Origin of the sequence: Xylanimonas protaetiae (genome assembly GCF_004135385.1) — a bacterium.
Taxonomy (GTDB): Bacteria; Actinomycetota; Actinomycetes; order Actinomycetales; family Cellulomonadaceae; genus Xylanimonas; species Xylanimonas protaetiae.
On record NZ_CP035493.1, the window covers coordinates 1313756 to 1337652 of the forward strand.

Sequence of the window (23897 nt, forward strand, 5' to 3'; positions counted from 1 at the left end):
CGACTTTCGGGCGGCCCCGGGCGGCGCCACAATCTGCCCGTGGCCGGTTCCGTCTCGCGGGAGGACGTCGCCGTCGCGGTGCGCGCGGCGGTGCGCTCGGGCGCGCGGCTCGTGCTGCTCACAGGGGCCGCCGGCGTCGGCAAGTCCTACCTGCTCGACGCGTTCGCCGCCGAGGCCCGCGCGCACGGCCTGGACGCCGACCGCGCGTGGGGCGTCGCCGCGCTGCGCGAGGTGCCCGGCGGTGCGCTCGCCCACCTCGTCGCGCCCGCGCCCGCCCTGCCCGCCATGGTCCACGCGGTGCTGCGCACCGTGTCGCGCTTCCTCTATGTCGACGACGTCGACCAGTGCGACCCGCTCTCGCTCGCGCTCGTGGAGCGGCTCGTGCGCGAGCCCGGCCGTGTCGTCGTCGCCACCGTGCGGTCCGACGCGACGGTGCGGTCCGACGGCGGGGCGCGGTCCGACGGCGCGGGCCTGCCCGAGGCGGTGCGGCCGCTCGCCGCGCTGCCCTACGCGCGCACGTTCACGCTGCGGCCTTTCACGCGCGAGCAGACCGCGCGGCTCGGCGCGGAGATCCTCGGCGGGCCGCTCCAGCCGGCGCTCGCCGACGACGTGTGGCGCTCCACGGCCGGGAACGCGCTGTTCGTCCACCAGCTCCTGCTCGCCTCGCGCGACTCCGGCGGCATCGCCCCGACCGACGACGGGTGGGCCGCCGTCGGCACGCTGGCCACACCGCCGTCGCTGCGGTCGGCGCTGCTCGACCGCGTCGTCGCGCTCGGGCCGGCGGCGCGCGAGGCGGCCGAGCTCCTCGCGGCGACGGAGACGGCCCCGCTGGCCCGCTTCGAGGCGTCGGGGCGGGGCGAGGCGCTGCGGGCGCTGATGACGGCGGACATCGTGACGATGCTGCCGGCCGCCCCCGTCCCCCTGACGCCCAGGGCGACGCGGCGGACGACGTCGCGAGCGGGATCCGTCGCCTTCACCCACCCCTTGTTCGCCGAGGTCGTGTGGGCGCCCCTCGACCCGCTGCGGCGCCGCGCGCTGCTGCGCGAGCACTTCACCGCCGAGCGTTCCTCCGCGCGACCCGACGAGGTGCGCCTGGCGCTGCTCGCCACCCAGATCGACGAGGTGATGCCCGCCGCAGCCCTCTTCCGGGCCGCGAAGCTCGCCATGACGGGCGGCGACACCGACACGGCGCTGACCCTCGCGCTCGAGGCGCTGCGCACGGCCCGCGGCGACCTGCGCATCGAGGCGCTCGGCCTCGCCGCCGACGCGCTCATGCAGCGTGGCCGCCCCGAGGAGGCGCAGGCCCTGCTCGAGCGCGCGCTCGACCGCACCAAGCCCGGCCCCGGCGCGCTGCTGCTCACCGGGCTGCTGCACGTCGTGCTCACGTGGGGACGCAGCGACCCGGCCGCGGCAGGGCGCATGCTCGCGCGGCAGGCGAGGCGTTACCCCACCTGGACGCCCCTGGTCGGCGACCTCGTCGCGATCCTGGAGTCCGACCGCATCTCCTACCAGGGCCGCCCCGGCGAGGCGCTCGCCGTGCTCGACGAGCGCGACGTGCGCGGGGCCGGGGCCCTGCTGGCACGCGTCGCGCACCTGTCCCGGTTCGCGCCCCAGCTCGAGTCGCGCATGGCGACGGCCCGCGCCCAGTGCCTCATCCAGCTCGCGCGCCCCGACGACGCCCTCGCCGCCCTCGACGACGACGTCTTCGTCCGGCACGCCGCCACGCTCGACGAGCAGGTGCCGAGCTGGCGCGCCGACGTCGACAACGCTCGCGCGCACGCCTGGGTGACGCGGGACGCGGCCCTGTCGCGCGACCTGGCCGAGCGCGCCTACCAGGCCGCCGACGACCTCAGCCTCGTCCAGGCCCGCGCCTGGGCCGCGCTCATGCACACCATGGCCGACCTCGTCACCGGCCGGCTCGACGACGCCGCCGCGTGGGGGCGCCGCGCCCGGGCGCTCGCGGCGGGCGGCCGGATGAGCGCCGCCGGACGGCTCGCCGAGTCGTACCTGGACATCGCCTACGGCTCGCGCGGCCTCGCGTCGGGCGTCGCGGACGACCCGCGGCTCGACCCGCTCCCGCTCGCGACCGGGTTCCTGTGGCACCAGATCCCCATCGGCGACGCGTGGCGCGCGCACGCCGCCGGCCGGGTCGCCGCGGCGTCGTCCGTCATGAGCGCCGCGCTCGACGCGGCGCTCGCGGACGGCGCCGTCAGGGACGCCGCGTTCATCGCGCACGAGCGCGTGCGCATGGGGGAGCGCGGGGTGTCCACGGCGCTCGAGCGGCTCGCGCCGGGCCCCGGCACGCCCGACGACGACCTGCTGCTCGCGGCCCGCGTCCTGCTCGCCCGCGGCGTCGACGCCGCCGACGGCGCCGCCCTGCTCCGCGCGTGCGACGGCTTCGAGAAGCTCGGCATGCCGCTCTTCGCGGCCGAGGCCGCCGCGGTCGCCTCCCGCGTCCTGTCGGGCCGCGAGGCCACCGCCGCCCGACGCCGCAGCGCGGGGCTCGCGGCCGTCGTCGGCTCCCCGCCGACGCCGCTGCTGCGCCGCGCCGCCCCCGACGACGGCGCGGCGACCCTCACCGCGCGCGAGCGCGAGGTGGCCGAGCGGGCCGTCGCGCAGACCTCCGCGGAGATCGCGGCGGCGCTGTTCCTGTCCGTCCGCACCGTGGACACGCACCTGGCGCGCGTGTACGCGAAGCTCGGCATCACGTCCCGCCGCGAGCTGCCCGCGGCCCTCGGGCTCCGCGGCTGACGACGCCGCGGACGGCCGGTCGCCCGCCGCCGGGGGCGGCGACCCGCCCTACATCGTGAGGGGGCCGGTGCCGTGGTCGATCCCGAGCGCCCCCATCAGGCCGGCCAGGACGCGCTCCGCGCGGGGGAGCGTGACGTGCACCGTCGTCGACGTCGTCTGGACGGAGAGCGTGATGCCGACGCCCGCGACCCACGTGTCGAGGTTCCACAGCACGCCCGCGTCGCCGCGCGTGATGCGCAGCGAGCCGTCACCCGTCGACAGCGCCTGGCTCAGGCCGCCGGACATGGTGCGGTAGTCCTCGAACGCCCAGCGGCTGCCGCCCGTGTAGACGCCCGCGATCACGCTGCCGCCCGTCGGGCCGAACGCCGACGCGAACGGGAACACGGGCACGGTGTCGTCGCCGGACGGCGGGGTCAGCGGCTCGCCCGCGAGGGAGTCGAGGTCGAGCGCCGCCAGAGCACCGCACAGGCCGGCCGAGGTGACGCCGCCCCAGGCGAGGACGTCGGCCGTCGGGCGCGTCGCGTCCGCGCAGCCCGTCAGCACGGCGAGCCACACGAGCGCACCCGGTGCGGGGTGGCGCTGCTGCGTCGCGGAACCGTTCGTCGGAACCTCCTCGGGGAGCCGCCGGGGCGGACGTCGCGTGGCGGGCCCAGCCCACCACCTGCCACCTCAGGAGCGGATCCGTAGCCGTTACGTACACGACGCCCGGCGGCCACGCTCCGGTCCCCCCGCCGTCCGCGACGCCGGCGTGCCACGCTGGGCGCATGACCGAGACCACGCAGGACCTCGCCGCCGTCATCGCCCGCGTCGAGGAGGAGGAGCGCGAGCTCGTGCTCCCCGCGTTCACCCACGACGACGCCTGGCGGCTCGGCTGCCTGCTCGTCGAGCTCGCCGAGGAGCGCGACCTGCCCGTCACGGTCGACATCCGCAAGGGCACCCAGCAGGTGTTCCACGCCGCCCGCTCCGGCACGACGCCGGACAACGACTCGTGGGTGCAGCGCAAGGTCAACACCGTCTACCGGTTCGGGGCGTCGTCGTACCTGGTGGGCCGCCGCCACGCGGCCGGGGGCAAGGACTTCAACGAGGCGAGCGGCCTGCCGTTCCAGGAGTACGTGGCGCACGGCGGCGCGTTCCCGGTCCGCGTCGAGGGCGTCGGCATCGTGGGCGTGGTGACGGTCTCGGGGCTCGCCCAGGCGGACGACCACGCGCTCGCCGTCGAGGCGCTGCGCGCGTTCCGCGCCTGACCCGCCGCGCGAGGCGATGCGTCGCGCGGCCTGGATGCGCCGCGCCGCGTCGCGGGGGCACCTCGGGGAGCGGTGCGGCCCCGGGGCGGGTGGGAAACTGCGGGGGTGAGCGATGACTGGGTGGCGCAGCGGACCGAGGCGGCGCGCGTGCAGGCGGAGCGGCTGCGTGCGCGGCAGGACGCCGTGCACGCGCAGGCGGAGGGGCTCCTGGCGGAGTTCCTGCCGGTCGTCACCGCGCACGGGCCCGACCCCGTGCCGCTGCGCGTGCGCGGCTACGGCGGCCGCGGCGAGGCCCGGACCCCGCTCAAGGGCTGGTACCTGCGCTTCGACCGGACGGCCGCGCTCGCCACGGACGGCAGCTTCTACACGCTGATCGCCCCGCTCTCGGCGGTGGACCGCCTGCGCGGCGTCCACCCCACCCCGGCGCGCCCGCCGATGGTGCTGGGCGAGGGCGGCAAGGACGGTGAGTCGGTCGAGCTGCCGATCGCCCTGGAACGCGTCCTCCCGGGCTGGCGCACGCTGGCCTGAGCCTGTCTCCCGGGCGCTCAGCGCGGCGTCGTGAAGCGGCGGGCGAACCACCAGGCGGCCACCGCCAGGGAGAGGACCGCCGCCAGGAATCCCACCGCGACCACCAGCAGGGTGACGCCCTGGCCCGTCGTCAGGACGCGGTCCTCCAGGACCGTCACGGCCTCCGCGACGGTCGCGAACGCCACCGCCCCGGCGCCCAGGACGAGGAGCGCCACGGTGGTGCGCCGGGCGCGGAACGCCGCGGCGACCGCCCCGGGGACGACGAAGATGCCGAATGCGACGCAGATCATGAGGGTGGCGCCGAGGTTGAACCCCGGTACCTCCCCGATGACGAGCGCGACGAACCGCATCATGACCCGCGCGACGACGCCGCCGACCAGCCCGGCCAGCAGGCCGGCGCCGATGCCGGCCATCACCTTGCTCACGGCGTCCATGCCGGGCCGTACGGCCGCCGAGGACTGAGTGACAGACATGAGGAACCCCTTCGTCGTGGATGGCGACGGTAGGGAGGGCGGAGACGGCGAGTTGTGCTCACCCCGTGCCACGTTGCCCGGGTTCGCCCGTCTCACCCCCGCTGACCAGGGCGCTCGCTGATGCGGGCGTGTCGGCGGCACCGTGCACAGTAGGGCCGTGAACGCCGCACGATCCCGCCGTCGCCCTCCGTGGTGGGCCGTCCTGTCCGCTGTCGTCGTCGGCATCGTCGTCGCCGTGGGGTCGGCCCACGCCGACGACGACGCCGCACCGGTCCCGTCGGCGTCCGCGACGCTCGCCGTCACCGACGCAGGGAGCCCGACGTCGCAGGTCCCCGCCGAGCCCCAGCAGGACGAACCCGCGGGCACGCCGGTAGACGGGCCTACGGACGCGTCGGGCGCCGCGCCGGCAGGCGGTCCCACTGACGGGTCGGGCGCCGCGCCGGCAGGCCCGCAGGCGGACGCGCCCGCTGCGCAGGGCTCGGCGCTGGCGGCCGTCGCCGAGCTGGCCGTCAAGGGCCGCGCACCGAAGACGGGCTACAGCCGTGACGCGTTCGGCCCGGCGTGGGCCGACGTCGACCGCAACGGCTGCGACACCCGCAACGACGTCCTGCACCGCGACCTCGTGGACGTCACGACCCGCCCGGGGACGCACGGCTGCGTGGTGCAGACCGGCACGCTGCACGACCCCTACTCGGGTGAGGTCGTCGCGTTCGAGCGCGGCGAGACGACGAGCTCGCTCGTGCAGATCGACCACGTCGTCGCACTGTCCGACGCCTGGCAGAAGGGTGCCCAGCAGTGGACGCCCGAGACCCGCCGGCAGCTCGCCAACGACCCGCTCAACCTGCGCGCCGTCAAGGGCTCGCTCAACTCCCAGAAGGGCGACGGCGACGCCGCCACGTGGCTGCCGCCGAGCAAGGCGTACCGCTGCGCGTACGTCGCGCGGCAGGTCGCTGTGAAGCACGCCTACGGCCTGTGGGTCACGGAAGCGGAGCGCGACGCGATGGTGCGCGTCCTGTCGGCGTGCCCGGACGAGCCGCTGCCCACGGGCGGGCCCGAGGAGGCGCCGGCCGCCCCGGTGCCCCCGCCGGCAGCCTTGGAGCCCGCGCCGGCAGCGGCGCCGGAGGCCCCGGCCGGTGGCGACGTCTCCTTCCAGAACTGCGCCGCCGCGCGCGCCGCGGGCGCGGCCCCGCTGCACCGCGGCGACCCGGGCTACCGCTCGCAGATGGACGGCGACGACGACGGCGTCGCCTGCGAGTAGGGCACCGTGCGGCCCGACCGGGCCGACCGGGCCGACCGGGCCGACCGGGTCGACGGAGGACGCGACGGCGCAGGCCCGCGAGCAGCACGGCACCGCGCCTGCCCTACGTGTTGCCAGAGGGCGGCGCCCCCTCGTGTTGCCGGAGGGGCGGCGCTCGTCGGCCTCAGGCCGGCGAGCCCAGCGCGCCCGCGGCCCCCTCGCCGTGCAGCGTCCGCGTGAACGGCAGCTGGAAGTGCAGGCGTGCCCCGCCGCGCGGGCTGGGCCCGAGCGTCAGGTACCCGCCGCGCCCCTCGAGACGCTCCGCGTGCCGGGACAGCCCGCTCAGCTCGGGCTCGGCCTGCGCGAGGCCGCTGCCGTCGTCGTCGACGGTGACGTCGAGCACCCAGGCGAGGGGGTCGTCGGTGGGGACCACCTCGGCGGCGAGCCAGATCCGCGACGCGCGGCCGTGCCGCAGCGCGTTGGTGATGCCCTCCTCGATGGCGTAGACCGCGACGAGGCGCTCGGCGGGCGGGATCGGCTTCTCGACCTCGTCGACGAGTCGCTGGAGGGCAGGCCCGATGTCGAGGTGCGCCTCGATCTGCGGGGGCAGGCGGCGCAGCATGAGCTCGAGGGCGCGCACGGTCCCGAGCTCGATGCCGGCGGGGAACACGGCGTGGCTCAGCGAGCGGATCTCCTCTTCGCGGATCTCCTCGAGGCGTTCGGCCCACTGGCGCACGTCGGCGGCGGCCTCGGCGGCGGGGGCGCCGTCGTCGAGGCGTGCGGCGACGCCGTCGAGGCCCGCGGTGACGGTGACCATGCGGTACTGGAGGGTGCCGTGGAGGCGGTCGGCGACCATGCGGCGCACGCGCATCTCCTCGGACTGGAGCTCGGCGACGGCGCGGGCGGCGCTGCGCGCGGCGCGCAGGCGGCGGGCCTCCTCGGCGCGGGCGCGGCTGACGAGCTCGGCGGTGAACACGCCCGCGGCCACGGCGACGAACCCGGCGGTGAAGCCGGCCACCCACTCGGTGAGCATGTACGTGGTGTCGGCGGGGGTCGAGTGGACGCCGCGCATGGCGAGCGTGCGGGGGAACGAGGCGACGAGCGACACCGCCGCGATGAGCACGTACCGCACGCGCGGCGGCCAGCGCCGCGGGTGCAGCAGGAACGTCCCGCCCACCACGAGCAGGCCGTACGTGAGGTTGATGACCGTGACGGCGAGGGCCTCGGCGAGGATGCCGGCGCCCGAGTTGGCCGCGATGTACCAGCCGCCCCAGCCGGCCCACGTGGCCAGCGACATGAGCGAGTAGAGGACCACGTTGATGGTCGCGAGCAGCACCCCGGTCCGCGTCGGGTCGTGCAGCGGCAGGTCCTTCACGGTGCGGTAGAGCGTGGGCCGACGTCGTCGCCCGTCGCGCGGGAGGCGGGCCATCAGGTCCGCCAGGCTCGCCCGGTCTGCTCGATGAACGCGAGCACGGCCGCCACGCGGCGGTTGGAGCCGTCGCCGTCGATGCCCAGGCGCTGGTAGATCGACTTGAGGTGGGACTCGACGGAGCGCGTGTTGATGCCGAGGCGCTCGGCGACGGCCTGGTTGGACAGGCCCTCCGCGACGAGGCGCAGCACGCCGAACTGGGCGGGCGTGAGGTCGGCGACGGCGGACCCGGCGCGCGGCTCGGACCGCTGGACCAGGTAGGGGTCGAGCACGACCTGCCCGTGGGCGGTCGCGGCGACGGCCCGCACGAGCACGTCGCGGGCGAAGCTCGACCGCTTCGACAGGTACGACCACGCCTTCGGCGCCTCGTTCTGCACGGACGTGTAGAGCCCCATGACGTCCTCGGACGACAGGAGCATGACCGCCAGGTTGGGGTCCTGCCGCTGGAGCTGGACCCCGAGCGCGACACCGTTGCCGTCCGCGAGGTGCACGTCGAGCAGGGCGACGTCGACGGAGCCCGGCGTGAAGACGAGGCGCGCCTCGGTGGCGCCGGGCACGGAGTGCACGACGCGCAGGTTCTCCTCGGCGGACAGCGTCTGCTCGAGCATCCCGCGCATGAGCGCCTCGTCCTCGACGATGCCGACCCTGATCTCCTGGTCCATCGTTCGATGGTATTTCGGAGGTCGTCGCCGGGAACCACTGACGTGATGCCCTGATTGCCCTGGTGGCGCGGTCTGCACGCTCGGCGGTGCGATCCTGCGCGTCCGGCGGCCTCGCGGCGCCGCGCCAGGTGGCCTCGCGTGACAGCATGGCGCGGTGCGCGTGGAACCGGTGACCGTCGCGGCCCTGCTGGACCACGTCGTGGAGCGCGTGACGTCGCGGCACGGCCCCGGCCCCGTGCGGGTGCTGGTCGACGGGCACCCCGCCACCCGGCCCGAGGCGCTCGCCGACGCGCTCGTCGAGCCGCTGCGCGCCGCGGGCCGCCCGGTGGCGCGCATCCACACGGACGACTTCCTGCGCCCGGCCTCCCTGCGCCTGGAGCACGGGCGGCGCGACGCCGACGCGCTGCTCGACGGCTGGGTCGACGCCGGCGCCCTCAACCGGGAGGTGCTCACCGCCGTCGTCGAGTCCGGGCGGTACCTGCCCTCGCTGCGCGACCCCGTGACGGACCGGTCGACGCGGGCCGCGTACGTCGAGGCCGCACCCGGGCAGGTGGTCGTCGTCTCGGGGTCGCTCGCGCTGGGCCTGTGGCTGGACGTCGACCTGACCGTGCACCTCGCCCTCACGCGGCCCGCGGAGACGCGCGGCACGCCGCTCGCCGACGCGTGGCAGCTCGCCGCGTACGACCGCTACCGGCAGGAGGTCGCCCCGGAGCGGGCCGCCGACGTCGTCGTGCGCTACGACGACCCGCGGCACCCCGCGCTGGTGCTGCGGCGCTGACTCAGGCGCCGACTCAGGCGCCGACGAGGCGCTGCACGAACCAGATCAGGCCCATGCCGGCGACGAGCGTGGCGACACCCGCGCCGACGGCGGCCGCGAGCCGCGGGGCGCGGCGGCGCAGCAGCACCAGCAGCGGGAAGGCGACGGCGATGATGCCGATCTGCACCACCTCGATGCCCACGTTGAACACGAGCAGCGACCACAGCAGGCGCCACGAGAACGCCTCGTCGATGCCGAGCGCCCCCGCGAACCCGAGCCCGTGCACGAGCCCGAACACGAAGACGACGCCCAGGCGCAGCAGGCCCGCGCGGTCGAGCGCGTACCAGGGGGTGCGGGCCGGCTCGAGCGCGCCCACGTGCACGAACCCGGCCCCGCGGCTCTCCCGCCACAGGGTGACCAGGTGCCACGCCGCGACGACGGCGATGGACGCCGCGATGACCGGCTCGACGACGGCGGCCGGCGCCTTGACCAGCCCCAGCGCCGCGAGCACGAACGTCACCGAGTGCGCGACCGTGAACGACGTCGCCGCGAGCACCACCTCGCGCAGGCGCCGCGAGCCGACGATGAGCGCGAGCAGGAACAGGATGTGGTCGATCCCGCCGAGCAGGTGCTCGGCGCCCAGCAGGAAGAACTCCCCGAAGCGCTGCCAGGTGGTCTGCCCGGTGTGGAAGGACGGTGTGCCCGGCTTGAGCGCGGCGCTCCCGGAGCGGCCGTCGAGGTCGTACTGCACGACGGTGACGGTGCCGGTGACGTAGCCCTCGTCGTCGGCGAAGAGCGACGAGGCGATCTGGTGGTCGTCCGCCGCGGGGCACGTGTGGTCGAGCGTGACGACGGCGTACGGCACGCCCTCGCGCTGCTCCATGCGCGGCGGCACATCCGTGAGCGCGGCCTGGCACGCCTGCCCGCCGGCCGTGACGACGAACTGTTCGCCGGCGTACCGGGCGACGGCGTCAGCGTGCTTCTCGACGGCGCCGAGCTCCTTGCCCGTGCCGACGAGGTCGATGCCGTCGTCGTAGAACGCGGGCTCGTGGGCGTGCTCGGCGACAGACACGACGAGCAGGTCGTACTCGAGGCTCAGCTCGGTGCGCACGACGCCGTCCGCGGGGGACGTGACGTCGGCGTAGACGGTGGAGCTGAAGCCGTGGGCGTCGGCGGTCGCAGCGGGCGCGAGCGCGGCGAGCGCCAGGACGCCGACGACGGCGAGGCGGGCGGGGGCGCGCATCAGACCTCCACCACGAACCCGGTGAGGCCGCCGCGGACGGCGGCGACGCCGGCGCGGACGGCGGCCTGCGCCTTCGCGGCGGAGAACGCGCAGCCCTGCCGCAGCAGCACCACGTGGTAGCCGTCGCGGGGCGTCACGTCGTCGTACGACGACGGCGTCGGCGTCATGGTGCCGCCCGGCGCGGGCAGCGACGCGGCGAAGCCGTCGCCGAGGATCGCGGCGCTCGGCGGGAGCGTGCGCTCGGAGCCGTCGGGCAGGGCGGGCGTGGCGGCGGGCGTCACCGCGGGGGCGCAGGCGGCGACCGTCAGCGCGACGGCCAGCGCGAGGCCGACGTACGAGGGGATGCGGGGCATCCCCGGTTTCTACCCGCCCCGCGTGAACCGCCGGTGACCTGCGGGGACTGCTGCTGAGAGCAAGTGTTACCGGCGCGTTCCGGGTTCGTTCACCTGGCCACCACCTGTTCTCGGGAGTCTCCCAGGCCCGTCCAGCTCTGACGGGATACCACCGTGGGTACCCAGGTCGTGCAGGTTGTGCGGACGAAATCCCTGGTCAAGGGCCAGTTCCCGGCCAATGCACTGGCCTTCACCGCCACGGTCGGGGGCGAACACCGTCTCCGGCGCTCCAGGGCCACGACCATTCGTACTCGCGCTCGTACCAGATCCGCAACGGCGTCAAGGCCAACCCGGCCGAGCACGTCCGCACCTAGGTAAAGGTCTCCGTCAAGGAGAACCAGCCCAAGGTCGAGGACGTCGTCGCCGGTGACTGCGACGCCCCGAACGCCGCCGTCGAGAGCGGCAACGTCGACTGGTGCGGCCCGGACGAGGGCGCCTCGCCCGCGCAGCCGCCCGGCCCGCCGCCCACCTGCGCCGAGCCGCAGGGACCCGCGGTCGTCTCCCTGACGCGGCCGCAACGCACGAGCCCGCCGGGACCTCACCAGGTCTCGGCGGGCTCGTGCGTGTCTCGGGCCTCAGTTCGTGGCGTCGAGCTTCGTGCAGTAGTCGCCCGTGTCGGTGCGCTCGCCGCACGTCCAGCCGAAGTACTCGTAGTCGCTGTCCTCCTCGGACAGGTCGTACAGGTCGTCGCAGGACGCCATGTCGCCCGCCTCGCAGGCGTCCCAGAGGCGGTCGAGCGTGGCGTTGTCGCCGTAGTACGTCCCGGGCTCCGTCGCGCCGTCGTTGAACACGCCCCGGGATCCCGCGACGACCAGCACGAGGACGACGGCGATGCTGAACAGCACCTGCAGGGCGCCCAGCACGATGCCGGCGATCGCCAGCCCCTTGCCCGCCTGCCCCGAGCGCGACGTGCGCCGCACCCCGACGATGCCGAGGACCAGCGGCACGACGCCGAGGCCCACGAGCCCGGTGACGAGCGCCGCGATCGAGATGCCGTCGGTCCCCGGCGGGACCGGGCGGGCGCCGTACGTCGCGTAGGGGGACTGCGCGTACGGGGACTGCGGGTACGGCGCCTGCTCGTACGGGGGCTGGGCGTGCGGCCCCGGAGCGTAGGGAGCCTGCGCGGACGGCTCCTGCGGGGACAGCGCGGGGTCCTGTGCGTACGGCGACTGCCCGTACGGCGACTGCCCGTACGGGTCGTGGGCGGCCGGCGGCGAGCCGGGGTAGCCGGCGGACGGGTCCGTGGGCGGCGGGTAGCCGGCGCCGGATACGTAGGGCGTCCCGGGCGGCGTCGCTCCAGGAGGCGTGGGCCCAGGAGTCGTGGACCCGGGAGGCGTAGGCCCGGGGGGTGTCGATCCGGCGGGCGGGGGCGGGGCGAACGGGTCGGTCACGAAATCTCCTTCGGCTTCGCGGCAGAGTCTTGCGCACCGGACCCGCCCGCGTCACCACCGCACGGCCCGCTGGCGCTGGTCACCCCCAGCAGAGGCAGAACGGGTGCCCCGCCGGGTCGGCGAACACGCGGAACGTGTCGCCGCCGCCGGGCAGCCGGGTGGCGCCGAGGGCGAGCACCGCGGCCTCTGCCTCGTCGGGGTCGCGGTCACCGATCCCCAGGTCCAGGTGCACCTGCTGCGGCCGTGCCGGGTCGGGCCAGGCGGGCGCGTTGTAGTCCTCCACCTGCTGGAACATCACCGTGCGCGGCCCGCCGAGCATCGCCATCCCGTCGCCCTCGTAGGCGATCTCGTCGCCGAGCACCCCCGACCAGAACCGGGCCGCCACGGCGGCGTCGGGCACGTCGAACGTCACGCCCCACACGGTGGTGCGGTCCACCTCGTCGCTCAGACACAGGTCGAACGGGTGCCCCGCCGGGTCGGCGAGCGTGTTCCACGTGGCGTTCTCCCGCAGCAGCGTCGCGCCCTGCGCCACCGCCGCCGACGTCGCCGCGGCGAGATCGGGCACGCGCAGGTCCAGGTGCAGCTGCTGCGGGTGCTCCTGGCTGGGCCACCGCGCCGGCACCAGGTCCGGCGCGGGCTGGGCGGCCACGAGCCACCCCTCCCGCGTGCCCACCACCAGCCAGGCGCCGTCGTCGCTCGGCTCCTGGATCACCCGCCCGCCGAGCAGCTCCTCCCAGAACGCGCCGGCCACGGCGACGTCGGGCACGTCCAGCACCACCGACTCCACGACGCCGATCCCCTTGGTCTCGCTCATCACCGACCCCCTCCTGGCGGCGCCGCCGTCGGGCGCCCGCCGGACCCGTGGCGCCGCCGTCGGCGCCACGCCCCACGATCCGCCGACCCACCGACACTCGCCAACGGCGAGAGACCGCCCGCCGGACGCCCAGCGCCTGCCGGACGTGGGTCAGCGGGCGCTGAACGTAGATCGGAACGTGGGTTCGGGATCGGAACGTGCATCGGAACCCACGTTCCGATCCCGAACCCACGTTCCGATCCGGCTCCTGGTCCGGCTCCCGATCCGGCTCCCGAACCCACGTTCCGAGCCGGCCCCCGGACCGGGCCCCGCGTCAGGCCCGGCTCAGGCGTGCCGCGCGCACCAGCACGCCCGCCGCCAGCACGCCCACGCCCGCCGCCACCGACGTCCACGGCAGCGTCGCCACCAGGACGACGCAACCGGCCGCTCCGAACGCCTGGAGCGCGCGCGGGTGACGCCGGTCGGCGCCCGTCTGCGTCCACGCGGCCAGGTTCGCCACCAGGTAGTACACGAGCACGCCGAAGCTCGAGAAGCCGATCGCCCCGCGCAGGTCCACCGTCAGCACCAGCACGACCACGACCACGGCGAGCGTCACCTCGGCCACGTGCGGCACCCGGAACCGCGCGTGGACCGCGGCGAGCGGCCGGGGCAGGTCGCCCTCGCGCGCCATCGCGAGCGTCGTCCGCCCCACGCCCGCGACGAGCGCGAGCAGCGCCCCCAGCGACGCCGCGGCCGCCGCGACCCGCACCAGCGGGGAGACCCACAGCCCGGCGACGGCGGCGGCCAGCGGCGAGGCGGTGGCCGCGACCCCGTCGAGCCCCAGGGTCGCCAGCAGGGTCACCGCGACCACCGCGTAGAGCGCGACGACCACCGCGAGGGCGACGCCGATCGCCCGCGGGATCGCGACGCGTGGGTTGCGCACCTCCTCGCCGAGCGTCGCGACGCGCGCGTACCCCGCGAACGCGAAGAACAGCAGGCCCGCCGCCTGCAGCACCCCGTACGCGCCGCGCACCCCGCCCAAGCCCATGCCGCCCGAGCCCGCGACGCCGCCCGCGCCCACGTTGTCGGCCGCCTCGGGAGCGGACGTCGACGTCCACGCCACCACGAGCGTCACGACGAGCGCCACCAGCACGAACGCCACGATCCACCGCGCCGCCCGGGCAGTGCGCGTCACGCCCCGGTAGTTCACCGCCGCCAGCACGACGACGGCGAGCGCCGCGACGCCCCGCCGCACCGCCGTCGGCGCGTCGTCGGACACGGCGTACGTCGCGAAGGTGAGCGCCATCGCCGCGCACGACGCCGTCTTGCCGACGACGAACCCCCACCCGGCGAGGAAGCCCCACCACGGACCCAGGCGCTCGCGGCCGTACACGTAGGTGCCGCCGGCCACGGGGTACTGCGCGGCGAGCTGCGCCGACGACGTCGCGTTCGCGTAGGCGACCGCGGCGGCGACGGCGAGCGCGACCAGGAGCGCCCACCCGGCCCCGACGGGCAGCACGGCCCGCGCCGCGGGCGCGAACGCGGCGAAGACGCCCGCCCCGATCATCGAGCCGAGGCCGACGACGACGGCGTCCGTGGTGGTGAGGCGGCGGGCGAGGGAGGTCACACAGGAATCGTGGCGCAGCGGGGTGAACGCCGGGTGTACCCGGTGCGCGTCCGCCGCGCGGGCGGCGGAACGCGGTCCGCGCGGCTGACGGGGAACGGACCCGGCAGTCGCTCGCCAGCGTGTCGGCCACCGTGCCCGACAATGTCTCGTGCCCTCCGTCCGATCCGTCCTGCGTTCTCCCCGCCTGCTGCGCACCGAGGTGCTCGCGGGGCTCGTCACGGCGTTCGCGCTGATCCCGGAGGCGACGGCGTTCTCGATCGTGCTGGGCGTCGACCCGCGGCTGGGGCTGTTCTCGAGCGTCGTGGGCGCGGTCGCGATCGCGTTCCTCGGCGGGCGGCCGGCCATGGTCTCGGCGGCCGCGGGCTCGGTGGCGCTCGTGGCGGTGCCCCTGGTGCGCGACCACGGCGCCGACTACCTCGTCGTGGCCGTCGTGCTCAGCGGGCTGCTCCAGGTGGCGCTCGGGCTCGCGGGGGTGGCGAAGCTCATGCGGTTCATCCCGCGCTCGGTGATGGTCGGGTTCGTCAACGGCTTGGCGATCCTCATCTTCTGGTCGCAGATGCGGCACCTGGTGCACGTGCCGTGGGCCGTGTACCCGCTGGTCGCGGCGGGCGTCGCCGTCGTCGTGCTGTTCCCGCGCCTCACCAGGGCCGTGCCGGCGCCGCTCGTCGCGATCGCGCTGCTCACGGTCGTGACGGTCGCCGGCGGCATCGGTGTCCCGACCGTCGGCGACGAGGGCGCGCTGCCGCAGTCGCTGCCGTCGCTGCTGGTCCCCGACGTGCCGCTGAACCTCGACACGCTGCGCGTCGTCGCCCCGTACGTCGCGGGCATGGCGCTCGTCGGCCTGCTCGAGTCGCTGCTGACGGCCAAGCTCGTCGACGACGTCACCGACACCCGCTCCGACAAGTCCCGCGAGGCCTGGGGCCTGGGCGTCACCAACGTGCTCGCGGGCCTGTTCGGCGGCCAGGGCGTGTGCGCGATGATCGGCCAGACGGTCATCAACGTGCGCGGCGCCGGGGCGCGCTCGCGCGTCTCGACGTTCATGGCCGGTGTGTTCGTGCTGGTCCTCGTGGTGGGCCTGGGCGACGTCGTCGCGCGCATCCCGATGGCGGCGCTCGTCGCGGTGATGGTCATGGTCGCTGTCATGACGTTCGACTGGCGCTCGGTCCGCCCCGCGACGCTGCGTCGCATGCCGCGCTCGGAGACGACGGTCATGGTCGCGACGGTCGTCGTCACCGTCACGACGAGCAACCTCGCGGTCGGCGTGGTCGTGGGTGTGCTGGTGGCGATGGTCATGTTCGCGCGGCGGGTCGCGCACTTCACCAGGGTCACGCCCGTGGACGACGTCGCCGGGACGGCTCTCGACGCCGCCGTCCGACGCCGCACGTACGTCGTCGAGGGCGAGCTGTTCTTCGCCTCCTCGAACGACCTGGTGCACCAGTTCGACTACGCCGACGACCCCGACGACGTCGTCGTCGACCTGAGCCGTGCGCACGTCTGGGACGCGTCCACCGTGGCGACCCTCGACGCCGTCCGCGCCAGGTACGAGGCGCGCGGCAAGCGCGTCACCATCGTGGGCGCGAACGCGGACACGGCGGCCCGGCTGGAGCGGCTCTCGGACCGCTGACCTGTCGCAGTCTCGGACGGCGGCGACAACCCGCAGGGATGAGTGCGCGCCCAGGGCGCGGTGCGACACCCGATCGGCGACGGGCGGGCGAGGCTGGGCGCCGTGTCGCGTGCCGTGACCCGAACGAGGTGTGGGCAGTGGTCCCCTGCGCTCGGGAGTGAAGCCACGGCCGTCTGTCGTGGCCGGGATGTTCGCCTCCATGTTCGACCTGCCCGAGTGGGCGCAGCGGGTCCCCGTCTCCCTGGGTGGCCGACGTACCGGAGGGAGGCGTTCGTTCTGCGCCGACAGCCGGGCTGTGTGGCGTCGTGGCCGTCCTGGTCATCGAGCGTTCGCAGCGTTCCGCAGACGGGGTGTTTCTGCTGTCTGACGTGGGAAGAGAACCGAACCGGCCGGGCCCACGCATGTCGCATCCTCCGGACAGATGGTGAGGTCACCGATCTCGCCGTGCCACGTAGGCGACGTCAGGGAAAGCCCTGGTCCTAGCGTGGAATGCCGTTCAGGTGGCGGATGGCGGAGCTGCCTCGGACGGCGGCCGCGCCCTCCACGCGGCACGCGGGATCGAGGGAGATGACCATGATGCGCACCAGCACTTCACGACGGCGAATGGCATCGCGCCCAGCGGTCATGGTCGCGGCAGCCTTGGCACTCGGGCTGGTCGGTTCCGGCGTCGTCCCCGTCGCCGGCGTCGGAGATCTGGCCGCGCCGGCGATGGCGGCCGATCCGGCGACTGGGCCGGTCAAGGAGGCGGACCCGCAGACCCACCATGAGTACCCCGGTGCTCAGGATCCGGAGAATTACTTCGAGTCCTCGCGCAACCCTGGGCGGATCTGGACGGACAAGTCGGTGTTCACCGAGAACGTCCCTGTCCCCCCGGGCGAGCCGAACGCGACGGAGCTGGTCCTGGAACAGGACGAGCTGGCGGTGGCGCTCTCGGCCCTGGGCGCGACGCGTCATGTGACCGGTGAGAAGCAGGTGCCGATCGACGTCGTCCTTGTCCTGGACAACTCGTACTCGATGGTGCAGTGCGTCGACGCGAGAGATGCCACCGACGGCTACTGCGACGACCAGAACAACTACACGAAGTCGCGCGCATATGCGATGGCCGAGGCCGTGAACGTCGCCCTCGACATCATTGCCAGGGACAACCCTGACAACAAGGTCTCGCTCGTCCAGTTCGGTACGGGTTCGGGTGTCCTGCGGTCCCTGGCGGCTCCGCAGAAGATCCAGGGGACCGACCGGTACACCGAGCTTACGTACAGCGGCGGAAACCTCGTCTTCCGGTACGCGACAGGCACGAACGGGACCATTACGGTCGGCCGATCCGGTAATCAGATCCAGAGCACCAACATCCAGCTCGGCATCTACACCGGCATGAACGTGCTCGCTGGCCAGACCAACGTGACGGGGGACAACCAGCGCCTGCCGAACGTCATCCTTTTCACTGACGGAGAGCCCACGTACTCGTCCACGTCGTCCTCGTGGTGGACGCCCGGGACAGGAACGCAGGGACCATCGTCCCCTGGAGCGAACCAGTACTACGGCAACGGCTTCCTGGCTGCGATGACGGCGGCGTATCAGAAGAACCGGGTCAAGGCCGTCTATGACGCCAACCCGCAGGACGACATCGACGCCACGCCCAAAGTATACACGGTCGGGCTCGGCATCAATGCGCTGACCACCAACGGCAAGAATCTCGCGCTGGCTACCCTCAACCCGCGTGGCAACTATGGCGACACCAGCAACACCATGACCACCGGCTTCACCAACGCCTTCAAGTCATATCTCGCCGGAGGCTCGGTCTCGGTGCCGGTGGACGGGCAGTTGCGCAACAACGTCCCGGACCCCAGCGCCTATCACACCGTGGCACATCCCACCGACGCAGCGGCCGCTCATGACCCGACGGACCTGCGCTACAACGACGCGTACTACTCGCCGGTGACACAGGACGACCTCGTCGACGTGTTCCGCCGTATCGCCCAGCAGATCGTCGATGCCGCACCGAACTTCCCGGTCGAGATGCAGAACGGCGAGGCGACGACCTCCGGATACGTGACCTTCACCGACCCGCTCGGTCCGTTCATGCGCGTCACGGACATGAACCGGCTCACGTTCTGCTCGGTGAGCAAGGCCGACCCGACGGAGTGCACGCAGCGGACGTTCCTCTCCCCGGCGTCGAAGACGGACGTGACGCCGACAGGCACGCTCACGACCTACACCTTCAGCGGGCTCTACCAGGCCAATGACATGTACCCGGCGACCAACGTGTCTAACGTCGTGGTGACCGTCGCCACGAGCAACGACCTGGCGGTCGGTGACGTGGTCACGGTCAGTATTCCTGCCTCGCTGCTTCCCCTGCGAGACACTCGCATCACGGAGGACGTCGACGGCAACCCGAAGTCGATGACTGTCTCGGTGTCCCATCCGGTCCACGCGTACTACAAGGTGGCACCCAAGCCTGGGGTGGTGGAGAACCTCGGAAACCCGTATGCGCTGAACGTCGGGGGATCGACCGCCGGGACGACCCTCGCCCAGTACGTGCGCGACCACACCGTGGGCGGGAAGGTGCGCTTCTACTCCAACGACTACGACGTCGACGCTGGCGGGGTGGGCGTCGCCAAGAGCTTCGCGACGTTCCAGCCGGCCGAGCGCAACGACTTCTACCGGTTCGCTCGCGACTCGCTGCTCTACAGCGACGCTGCCGGGACGACGACCATCACGCAGACCCAGTGGAACGGCCTGGGCGCGGGTACCACGATCTACTACCGCGTCGACGTCTATCGGCTCACCGCCCACACGCCGGGTTCCGTCGTCAAGGAGAGCGTGGTTCTGTCCACCACCAAGCAGGCGCTGCTCACGCCAGGTCTGGAGGGTGGTCGCGTGCTGTTCGCCGACGCCCAGTCCCGGATGACCGCACCCGCTGGCATGCGTAACTTCTCCGGTCGCGCCATGAACCTAGACCACGTCAAGTGCGACGCACTCGTGTGGGTCGCCAACCTTCCGACGTGCGGCGGTGCCGTGGCGCGTGGCGTCGCGACCAACCCCACCGGCACCGACCCGATGGCTCGCAGGACGGCGTTCGACGGGCAGGCCGTGCGAGTCGCGCTCGGGAACGACGGGTACCTCGAGTACCCGGTCCCGGGCCGGCTCACCATCACGAAGCAGGTCAGCTCAGCCGGTGGTCTGAACCCCAACCCCGCCCAGCGGTTCGAGTTCACGGTGAGTCTCGGTGGAACGGTCCCAACCGGCGCCGCGTTCCCCTACAGCGTGTACCGGCAAGGCGACACCACGACCCCGCTGCCAGGTCGTGGTGGGACGGTGTCCTCCGGGGGCAAGATCGCGCTCGCGGGTGGTGAGCTGGCAGAGGTTGTCGGCCTGCCGAACGGGGCGACGTACACGGTGACGGAGGGTGGGCTGCCACCGGCCTACTCGCGGACCTCCCCGACCGAGAGCCCGTCCGGGATCATCACCGTGCCGCAGAGTGGGCCTGCGCTGGCGGCGTTCGTGAACACCTACGCGCCCGCCGGGACGCCCGCCGTCGCCACCCCGACGATCGCGAAGGTCATTCCGGAGCGCGGCTGGGCGGAAGGCGACTCGTTCTCCGCGAAGATGTGCCCCGACGTCGGTGGAGCGGCAGCCTGCGAGACCGTTCCGCTCGGGCCTGGGTCGACTACCGCGGCCTTCGGTCAGAAGGAGTTCTCGGCGCCAGGAACCTACGGCTATACGATCACCGAGGTGGACGGGCTCGCTCTCGGCTTCTCCTACTCGGGCGCCGCCTACCGCTGGGTCGTGACCGTGACAGACGACGGCACGGGTACCTTGCACGCCAGTTCTGCTCTCACTCAGCCCAAATCCACCGCTCGGCGGCTGTCCGGGTGGGTCTGTCTTGTGCCCGAGAGCCGCGGGTGTGGCCGCTGATCTGCGAAAATGGGTACCTCTGGCATGGACTGGTCCGCGGTGAAGCCCTGTCACCTTGTGGGTGAAGAGGCTTCGGGCAGGCGATCGCGGCACTGGCGGTGCGGCAGGCTCTCGCCTCAGGTTGCCCAGTCGCTCTTGACGGATCATCTGAAGGCCGAGGTCGACCAGCGCGAGCGGACAACTGGCTGACCGCCACCGCGCCCGAGCGATCTCCCGCTTGTCGAACCGTTCGGTCAGCGTCAGCACGGCATCGGGCGGGCCGCGTGTCGGAGACTCGACCATGCTCCGTTCGATGCGCCGTCCGCCCATCCGCCTTCCTCGACTCGCCGCAGCCCTGCTTGTTCTGTGCACGCTGTCGTTCGGTCTTGCCTCCCCTGCGGCGGCATCTGCGCCGGAAGTGATGCCCTTGAGTTCGGCTTCGTGTGCTGCCGGTCGCTTCTGCCTGTGGTCGGGCAGCATGTATGCCGGTACGTTCTACGGCACGACTGGCAACCAGAACGTGACTGGATTGTCGAGCGCAAAGTCGGTGTGGAACCGGTCTGGGCGAGCCGTCCGCGTGTTCTCGGGTGCTGCGGGCACCGGCACGTCCCAGTGCTTCGCGGCCGGGGTGCAGTCTGCGTCGGTGTCGGTGCCCGCCGGATCGGTGCGGTTCTTGACCACGACGTCGTGCTAGATCGCTTCCGTCACGGCCCTGGTCCTCAGACTGAGTTCGACGGTTTCGAGGAGTTTGCGCGTTGCGTGTACTCCTGTCTTCACGGGTACGTGCTGCGCCAGGTCGGCCCGAACGATGTCGACGACGTCGTCTCTGAGGCACTCACGGTGGCGTGGCGTCGCTGGGGCGACCGCCCGCCAACGGGGGACCGGTGCCGGGCGTGGGTGTTCGGGATCGCCCACAAGAAGGTCCTCGAGTTGTACCGCGCCCGCGACCGGGACCGGTGCGTCGTGGATGCCGTCGCGGCCCAGCCGCCTGGCGCGTCTGCGGCCGTCGACGACGTCGTGGCCACGGACCGGGTGCAGCGCTGGCTCGGCGAGTTGCCAGTGCATGAACGGGCGTCGGTGTACCTGGTGGCGATCTGCGGGTTCACCCTCGCCGAGGTGGGGATGATCCTGGGGCACCCGACCTCGACGATCAGTGCGCGGGTCACCCGCGCGCTGCGGCGGATGCGCCCGCTCGCCGACACCGAGATGGCATCCGGCGACACCGAGATGGCGCTGGTCAACACGCAGATGGAAGGGAGCGGTCGTGGCCTCGGACGATGAGCAGGTTGTCGCCGAGCTGCGCGCGCTCCTTCGCGAGCAAGGCGTGTTGCCGTTGCCTGCCGAGCACCTCCCGGACCCCGACGACGTCGAGCGGATGCTGTGGCGGATCCGGGCCGCCGATCGGCGCCGCAAGGTCACGCGGGGGGCGTGGCTGGCGTCGGCGGCCGCCGTGGTGACTGCGGTCACGCTCGCGATGACCATGGTGTTCGGGTCGGCTCCTGCGATGGCGTTCCCGGCGCCCCTGGAGTACACCATCGCTACCCCGCAGGGCGCGGCTGATGCTCCCGGCGCACACGAGGAGCTCCGCGAGGCGGCGCTAGCCGCACGGAACTACCCGCTGTCGGGCACGGGCGACGTGCACTATGTCGCACGTTCGGGATGGCTGATGTCCGTGGACGCGGGCGACGACGTCGAGGCCGACCTGGTCCCGACCGTCACGCAAATGTGGCTGGGACCAGACGGGTCGGCCCGCATGGACCAGTCACGCGGCGCCCCCCTCGACCTGGACGGTCTGCTCAAGTCGACCGACACCCCAGCACCGGGTGTCCTGGAGTCCACCGACACCGCCGAAGCAGGGACCTTCGACCCGCACCTGCCCGACACGCTGCCCCGCGACCCGCAGACCCTTCGAGTAGCCCTCCTGGACCGTTCGGCGTTGCCTGCCACCGCAAGCGCTGCGGAGCGAGCCTGGACACTCGCCGCCCAGATCGCGGACCTTCATGGTCTTTACGTCATCCCGTCCGACCTCGCCGCCGCCATGTGGGAGGTCCTCGCCGACGAGCCCGCTGTCCGTCTCCTCGGGCTCACCACGGCACGCGACGGGCGACCCGCTCACGGGTTCGCCATCGCCTGGGACCGGCCCGACACGGGCGCGCACCAGGTCTTCGTGCTCCACGTCTCGACGACCACCGGTCAGCTCATTGGCACCGAGACCATCACCGTCACCGACCCGGCACTCGACGTCACGGAACCCACGGTGACCGGGTTCGAGGTCTGGCTGAGCACCGGGATGGTCGACACGATCGGGACACCCGGCCCGTGATGTGACGCACGCCATACGGAATCCTGCGTAAATCCGAGGCCCAGATGTCACGTACAGGGTGAGCGGGCCAACCGGCCACGCTCACACCGGGTCAGATACCCGGCGTCACTCGGCAAGGAGGGACAGCAATGAGCACCATCAAGAGACCGCTGCTCCGCACGACCGTGGCGGCTTGCATCGCAGCCGCCGGAGTCGTGCTGAGCACCGCGCCGGCACAGGCGGCGTACACCGACTGCGCCAGCGGGTACGCGTGCATGTGGCAGTCGACGAGCTACTCCGGAAGCCCCAACTCGTCGTTCTCGATGGAAGTCAAACTCTCCACCTCCCGCAACAAGATCAACTCCATCGTCAACAACGGCACCAAGAAGATGGCGTACTTCTACGACAACTTGGACTACAGCGGAGCCGTCGTCTTCCTGGGCAACCCGGTGATCGGGGGCCAGTGGCGGGATCCGAACCTCTCGAACGGGACGGACGCGACCCCGATCGCGTTCGCCAACCGGATCGAGTCTGCCCGGTTCCAGTAGGAGTCGGCCCAGGAAGAGGACAAGCAAAGACATGACACGGCACAAAGTCCCGGCCATTCTCGTGATGGCTGGGGCTCTGCTCGCAGGCGGTCTGATCACCGCGTGCGAGCAGAGTCCCGCATCGAGCAGCGAAGCTCTCACGGCCCAAGAGGTGGCGGCCCGCTACGGCTATGACATCGACCGTGAGACGACAACCCCCGTGTACGCGCTGGTCCCGCAGTTTCGTGATCCTGACGACATCTACGCCCGGGAGTTGCTCGGACGCGAGTGCCTGGCCGGGGTGGTCGAGTACCGTCCCTCTCGGCCCGGTGAGGACACGAACCCCACATTCGACGAACGCACGATGCAGATCGTGTTCACCGAGGAGATCGCACAGCAGTTCGGCTACCCGCAACTACGGACGATCCCGCAGCCCGACACTGCCATACCTGACTCGGTCACGATCACCGCTGAGATTCAGGCCCGGATGGTCGAGTGCGGGCAGCGAGCCGATGAGCGACTTGGCGTCGCTCCGCAGCGACTGCTCAACGCCATCGAAGCCACGGCCTGGATGGGGGTCGAGGACGACGACGCTGTGGCTCAGGCGACCACCCGATGGCGCGAGTGCATGGCTCCCGTTGGCCTGATCGACCTTCCGGATCGGCCTCAGCTCATGCCTACTGACTCGATCAGGAACGCTGCATCGCCGACGGGTCAGGACGAGTCGGACAGCGGTTCGGTCGCTGCCTCCGAGTGGGAACGCGGCATCGCAGTAGCTGACGCGCACTGCCGCACTACAAGCGGATACGACCGGGCGGTGCACGTCTCGCGGACAACCGCGGAACTGGCGGCCATCGGCGCCGACATCGAGGGGTTCGAGGCTGCCCGCGCGGAGTATGTCGAGTATCAGAAGGGCGTCGACGCCGTCATTGCGGAGCTCGGTGGTTGAGCTGTGGGCGACCCGGGCGGGCCCTGTCGGCGTGACGAGGGAGAGTTGAGTGCGTAGGTGGTTGGTGGCGCTCT

The 23897-nt window shown here is 73.0% G+C and carries 22 protein-coding genes; 12 read left to right on the forward strand and 10 right to left on the reverse strand.

Annotation, left to right across the window (positions count from 1 at the left end):
* Positions 1-39 precede the first annotated feature (39 nt).
* On the forward strand, positions 40-2751 hold the full coding sequence (locus tag ET471_RS05955) for a helix-turn-helix transcriptional regulator (RefSeq protein WP_129187036.1): 2712 nt from the start codon (positions 40-42) through the stop codon (positions 2749-2751).
* A gap of 48 nt (positions 2752-2799) precedes the next feature.
* Here the strand turns inward: ET471_RS05955 and ET471_RS05960 are convergent, their stop codons facing one another.
* Entirely contained in the window at positions 2800-3306 is a 507-nt protein-coding gene (locus tag ET471_RS05960) for a hypothetical protein (RefSeq protein WP_129187037.1), read from the reverse strand.
* A 209-nt stretch (positions 3307-3515) separates the two neighbouring features.
* Between ET471_RS05960 and ET471_RS05965 the strand changes: the two genes are divergently transcribed.
* Entirely contained in the window at positions 3516-3995 is a 480-nt protein-coding gene (locus ET471_RS05965) for a heme-degrading domain-containing protein (RefSeq protein WP_129187038.1), read from the forward strand.
* A gap of 105 nt (positions 3996-4100) precedes the next feature.
* A complete protein-coding gene (locus ET471_RS05970; protein WP_165350419.1) occupies positions 4101-4523 on the forward strand; it encodes a hypothetical protein in 423 nt (140 codons plus the stop codon).
* Positions 4524-4540: 17 nt separating this feature from the next.
* Here the strand turns inward: ET471_RS05970 and ET471_RS05975 are convergent, their stop codons facing one another.
* Entirely contained in the window at positions 4541-4996 is a 456-nt protein-coding gene (locus tag ET471_RS05975; RefSeq protein ID WP_129187040.1) for a hypothetical protein, read from the reverse strand.
* Positions 4997-5153: 157 nt separating this feature from the next.
* Between ET471_RS05975 and ET471_RS05980 the strand changes: the two genes are divergently transcribed.
* Positions 5154-6254 carry a GmrSD restriction endonuclease domain-containing protein gene (locus tag ET471_RS05980; RefSeq protein ID WP_242496441.1) on the forward strand — a complete coding sequence of 367 codons (1101 nt, stop codon included), beginning with the start codon at positions 5154-5156 and terminating at the stop codon, positions 6252-6254.
* A gap of 163 nt (positions 6255-6417) precedes the next feature.
* On the opposite strand, the gene ET471_RS05985 is transcribed toward ET471_RS05980, so the two are convergent.
* Positions 6418-7662, reverse strand: a complete 1245-nt coding sequence (locus ET471_RS05985; protein ID WP_129187042.1) for a sensor histidine kinase — start codon at positions 7660-7662, stop codon at positions 6418-6420.
* The gene (locus ET471_RS05990; RefSeq protein WP_129187043.1) at positions 7662-8324 is read right to left on the reverse strand and encodes a response regulator transcription factor; all 663 of its coding nucleotides are present in this window, start codon (positions 8322-8324) and stop codon (positions 7662-7664) included. Before ET471_RS05990 ends, ET471_RS05985 begins: the two co-directional genes overlap by 1 nt.
* Positions 8325-8478: 154 nt before the next feature.
* Between ET471_RS05990 and ET471_RS05995 the strand changes: the two genes are divergently transcribed.
* A complete protein-coding gene (locus ET471_RS05995) occupies positions 8479-9102 on the forward strand; it encodes a nucleoside/nucleotide kinase family protein (protein WP_129187044.1) in 624 nt (207 codons plus the stop codon).
* A gap of 13 nt (positions 9103-9115) precedes the next feature.
* On the opposite strand, the gene ET471_RS06000 is transcribed toward ET471_RS05995, so the two are convergent.
* The 5 genes from ET471_RS06000 to ET471_RS06025 all read right to left on the reverse strand — a co-directional run bounded on the left by ET471_RS06000 (position 9116) and on the right by ET471_RS06025 (position 14527).
* Positions 9116-10324, reverse strand: a complete 1209-nt coding sequence (locus ET471_RS06000; RefSeq protein WP_129187045.1) for a HupE/UreJ family protein — start codon at positions 10322-10324, stop codon at positions 9116-9118.
* On the reverse strand, positions 10324-10677 hold the full coding sequence (locus ET471_RS06005; RefSeq protein WP_129187046.1) for a hypothetical protein: 354 nt from the start codon (positions 10675-10677) through the stop codon (positions 10324-10326). Before ET471_RS06005 ends, ET471_RS06000 begins: the two co-directional genes overlap by 1 nt.
* A 614-nt stretch (positions 10678-11291) precedes the next feature.
* Positions 11292-12107, reverse strand: coding sequence for a DUF4190 domain-containing protein (locus ET471_RS06015; RefSeq protein ID WP_129187047.1), 816 nt, complete (start codon positions 12105-12107; stop codon positions 11292-11294).
* Between the two features lie 79 nt (positions 12108-12186).
* On the reverse strand, positions 12187-12921 hold the full coding sequence (locus ET471_RS06020; protein ID WP_165350420.1) for a VOC family protein: 735 nt from the start codon (positions 12919-12921) through the stop codon (positions 12187-12189).
* A gap of 313 nt (positions 12922-13234) precedes the next feature.
* Positions 13235-14527 carry an APC family permease gene (locus ET471_RS06025; protein WP_129187049.1) on the reverse strand — a complete coding sequence of 431 codons (1293 nt, stop codon included), beginning with the start codon at positions 14525-14527 and terminating at the stop codon, positions 13235-13237.
* 148 nt (positions 14528-14675) lie between these two features.
* On the opposite strand from ET471_RS06025, the gene ET471_RS06030 reads away from it, so the two are divergent.
* On the forward strand, positions 14676-16151 hold the full coding sequence (locus ET471_RS06030) for a SulP family inorganic anion transporter (RefSeq protein ID WP_129187050.1): 1476 nt from the start codon (positions 14676-14678) through the stop codon (positions 16149-16151).
* A 479-nt stretch (positions 16152-16630) separates the two neighbouring features.
* Here the strand turns inward: ET471_RS06030 and ET471_RS17930 are convergent, their stop codons facing one another.
* Positions 16631-16777: a hypothetical protein gene (locus ET471_RS17930; protein WP_165350421.1), complete on the reverse strand. Its 147-nt coding sequence runs from the start codon at positions 16775-16777 to the stop codon at positions 16631-16633.
* Here ET471_RS17930 and ET471_RS06035 point away from each other — a divergent pair.
* The 6 genes from ET471_RS06035 to ET471_RS06060 all read left to right on the forward strand — a co-directional run bounded on the left by ET471_RS06035 (position 16776) and on the right by ET471_RS06060 (position 23823).
* A complete protein-coding gene (locus ET471_RS06035) occupies positions 16776-20066 on the forward strand; it encodes a DUF7601 domain-containing protein (protein ID WP_129187051.1) in 3291 nt (1096 codons plus the stop codon). The genes ET471_RS17930 and ET471_RS06035 overlap by 2 nt on opposite strands.
* A gap of 457 nt (positions 20067-20523) precedes the next feature.
* On the forward strand, positions 20524-20739 hold the full coding sequence (locus tag ET471_RS19095) for a hypothetical protein (RefSeq protein WP_425356581.1): 216 nt from the start codon (positions 20524-20526) through the stop codon (positions 20737-20739).
* 65 nt (positions 20740-20804) lie between these two features.
* Complete coding sequence (locus tag ET471_RS17935) at positions 20805-21326, forward strand: RNA polymerase sigma factor (RefSeq protein WP_162616409.1); 522 nt, start codon at positions 20805-20807, stop codon at positions 21324-21326.
* On the forward strand, positions 21310-22368 hold the full coding sequence (locus ET471_RS06050) for a hypothetical protein (RefSeq protein WP_129187052.1): 1059 nt from the start codon (positions 21310-21312) through the stop codon (positions 22366-22368). The genes ET471_RS17935 and ET471_RS06050 overlap by 17 nt, the downstream gene beginning before the upstream one ends.
* A 128-nt stretch (positions 22369-22496) precedes the next feature.
* On the forward strand, positions 22497-22895 hold the full coding sequence (locus ET471_RS06055; protein ID WP_129186045.1) for a peptidase inhibitor family I36 protein: 399 nt from the start codon (positions 22497-22499) through the stop codon (positions 22893-22895).
* A 64-nt stretch (positions 22896-22959) separates the two neighbouring features.
* The gene (locus ET471_RS06060) at positions 22960-23823 is read left to right on the forward strand and encodes a hypothetical protein (RefSeq protein WP_129186046.1); all 864 of its coding nucleotides are present in this window, start codon (positions 22960-22962) and stop codon (positions 23821-23823) included.
* Positions 23824-23897 lie beyond the last annotated feature (74 nt).

Coding starts and splice junctions, on each gene's coding strand:
- ET471_RS17930 (WP_165350421.1), bottom strand. CDS start 16,777: ATGACCGCTGGGCGCGATGCCATTCGCCGTCGTGAAGTGCTGGTGCGC.
- ET471_RS06055 (WP_129186045.1), top strand. CDS start 22,497: ATGAGCACCATCAAGAGACCGCTGCTCCGCACGACCGTGGCGGCTTGC.
- ET471_RS05965 (WP_129187038.1), top strand. CDS start 3,516: ATGACCGAGACCACGCAGGACCTCGCCGCCGTCATCGCCCGCGTCGAG.
- ET471_RS06060 (WP_129186046.1), top strand. CDS start 22,960: ATGGCTGGGGCTCTGCTCGCAGGCGGTCTGATCACCGCGTGCGAGCAG.
- ET471_RS06005 (WP_129187046.1), bottom strand. CDS start 10,677: ATGCCCCGCATCCCCTCGTACGTCGGCCTCGCGCTGGCCGTCGCGCTG.
- ET471_RS06020 (WP_165350420.1), bottom strand. CDS start 12,921: ATGAGCGAGACCAAGGGGATCGGCGTCGTGGAGTCGGTGGTGCTGGAC.
- ET471_RS05985 (WP_129187042.1), bottom strand. CDS start 7,662: ATGGCCCGCCTCCCGCGCGACGGGCGACGACGTCGGCCCACGCTCTAC.
- ET471_RS19095 (WP_425356581.1), top strand. CDS start 20,524: ATGTATGCCGGTACGTTCTACGGCACGACTGGCAACCAGAACGTGACT.
- ET471_RS06000 (WP_129187045.1), bottom strand. CDS start 10,324: ATGCGCGCCCCCGCCCGCCTCGCCGTCGTCGGCGTCCTGGCGCTCGCC.
- ET471_RS05990 (WP_129187043.1), bottom strand. CDS start 8,324: ATGGACCAGGAGATCAGGGTCGGCATCGTCGAGGACGAGGCGCTCATG.
- ET471_RS06035 (WP_129187051.1), top strand. CDS start 16,776: ATGGTCGCGGCAGCCTTGGCACTCGGGCTGGTCGGTTCCGGCGTCGTC.
- ET471_RS05975 (WP_129187040.1), bottom strand. CDS start 4,996: ATGTCTGTCACTCAGTCCTCGGCGGCCGTACGGCCCGGCATGGACGCC.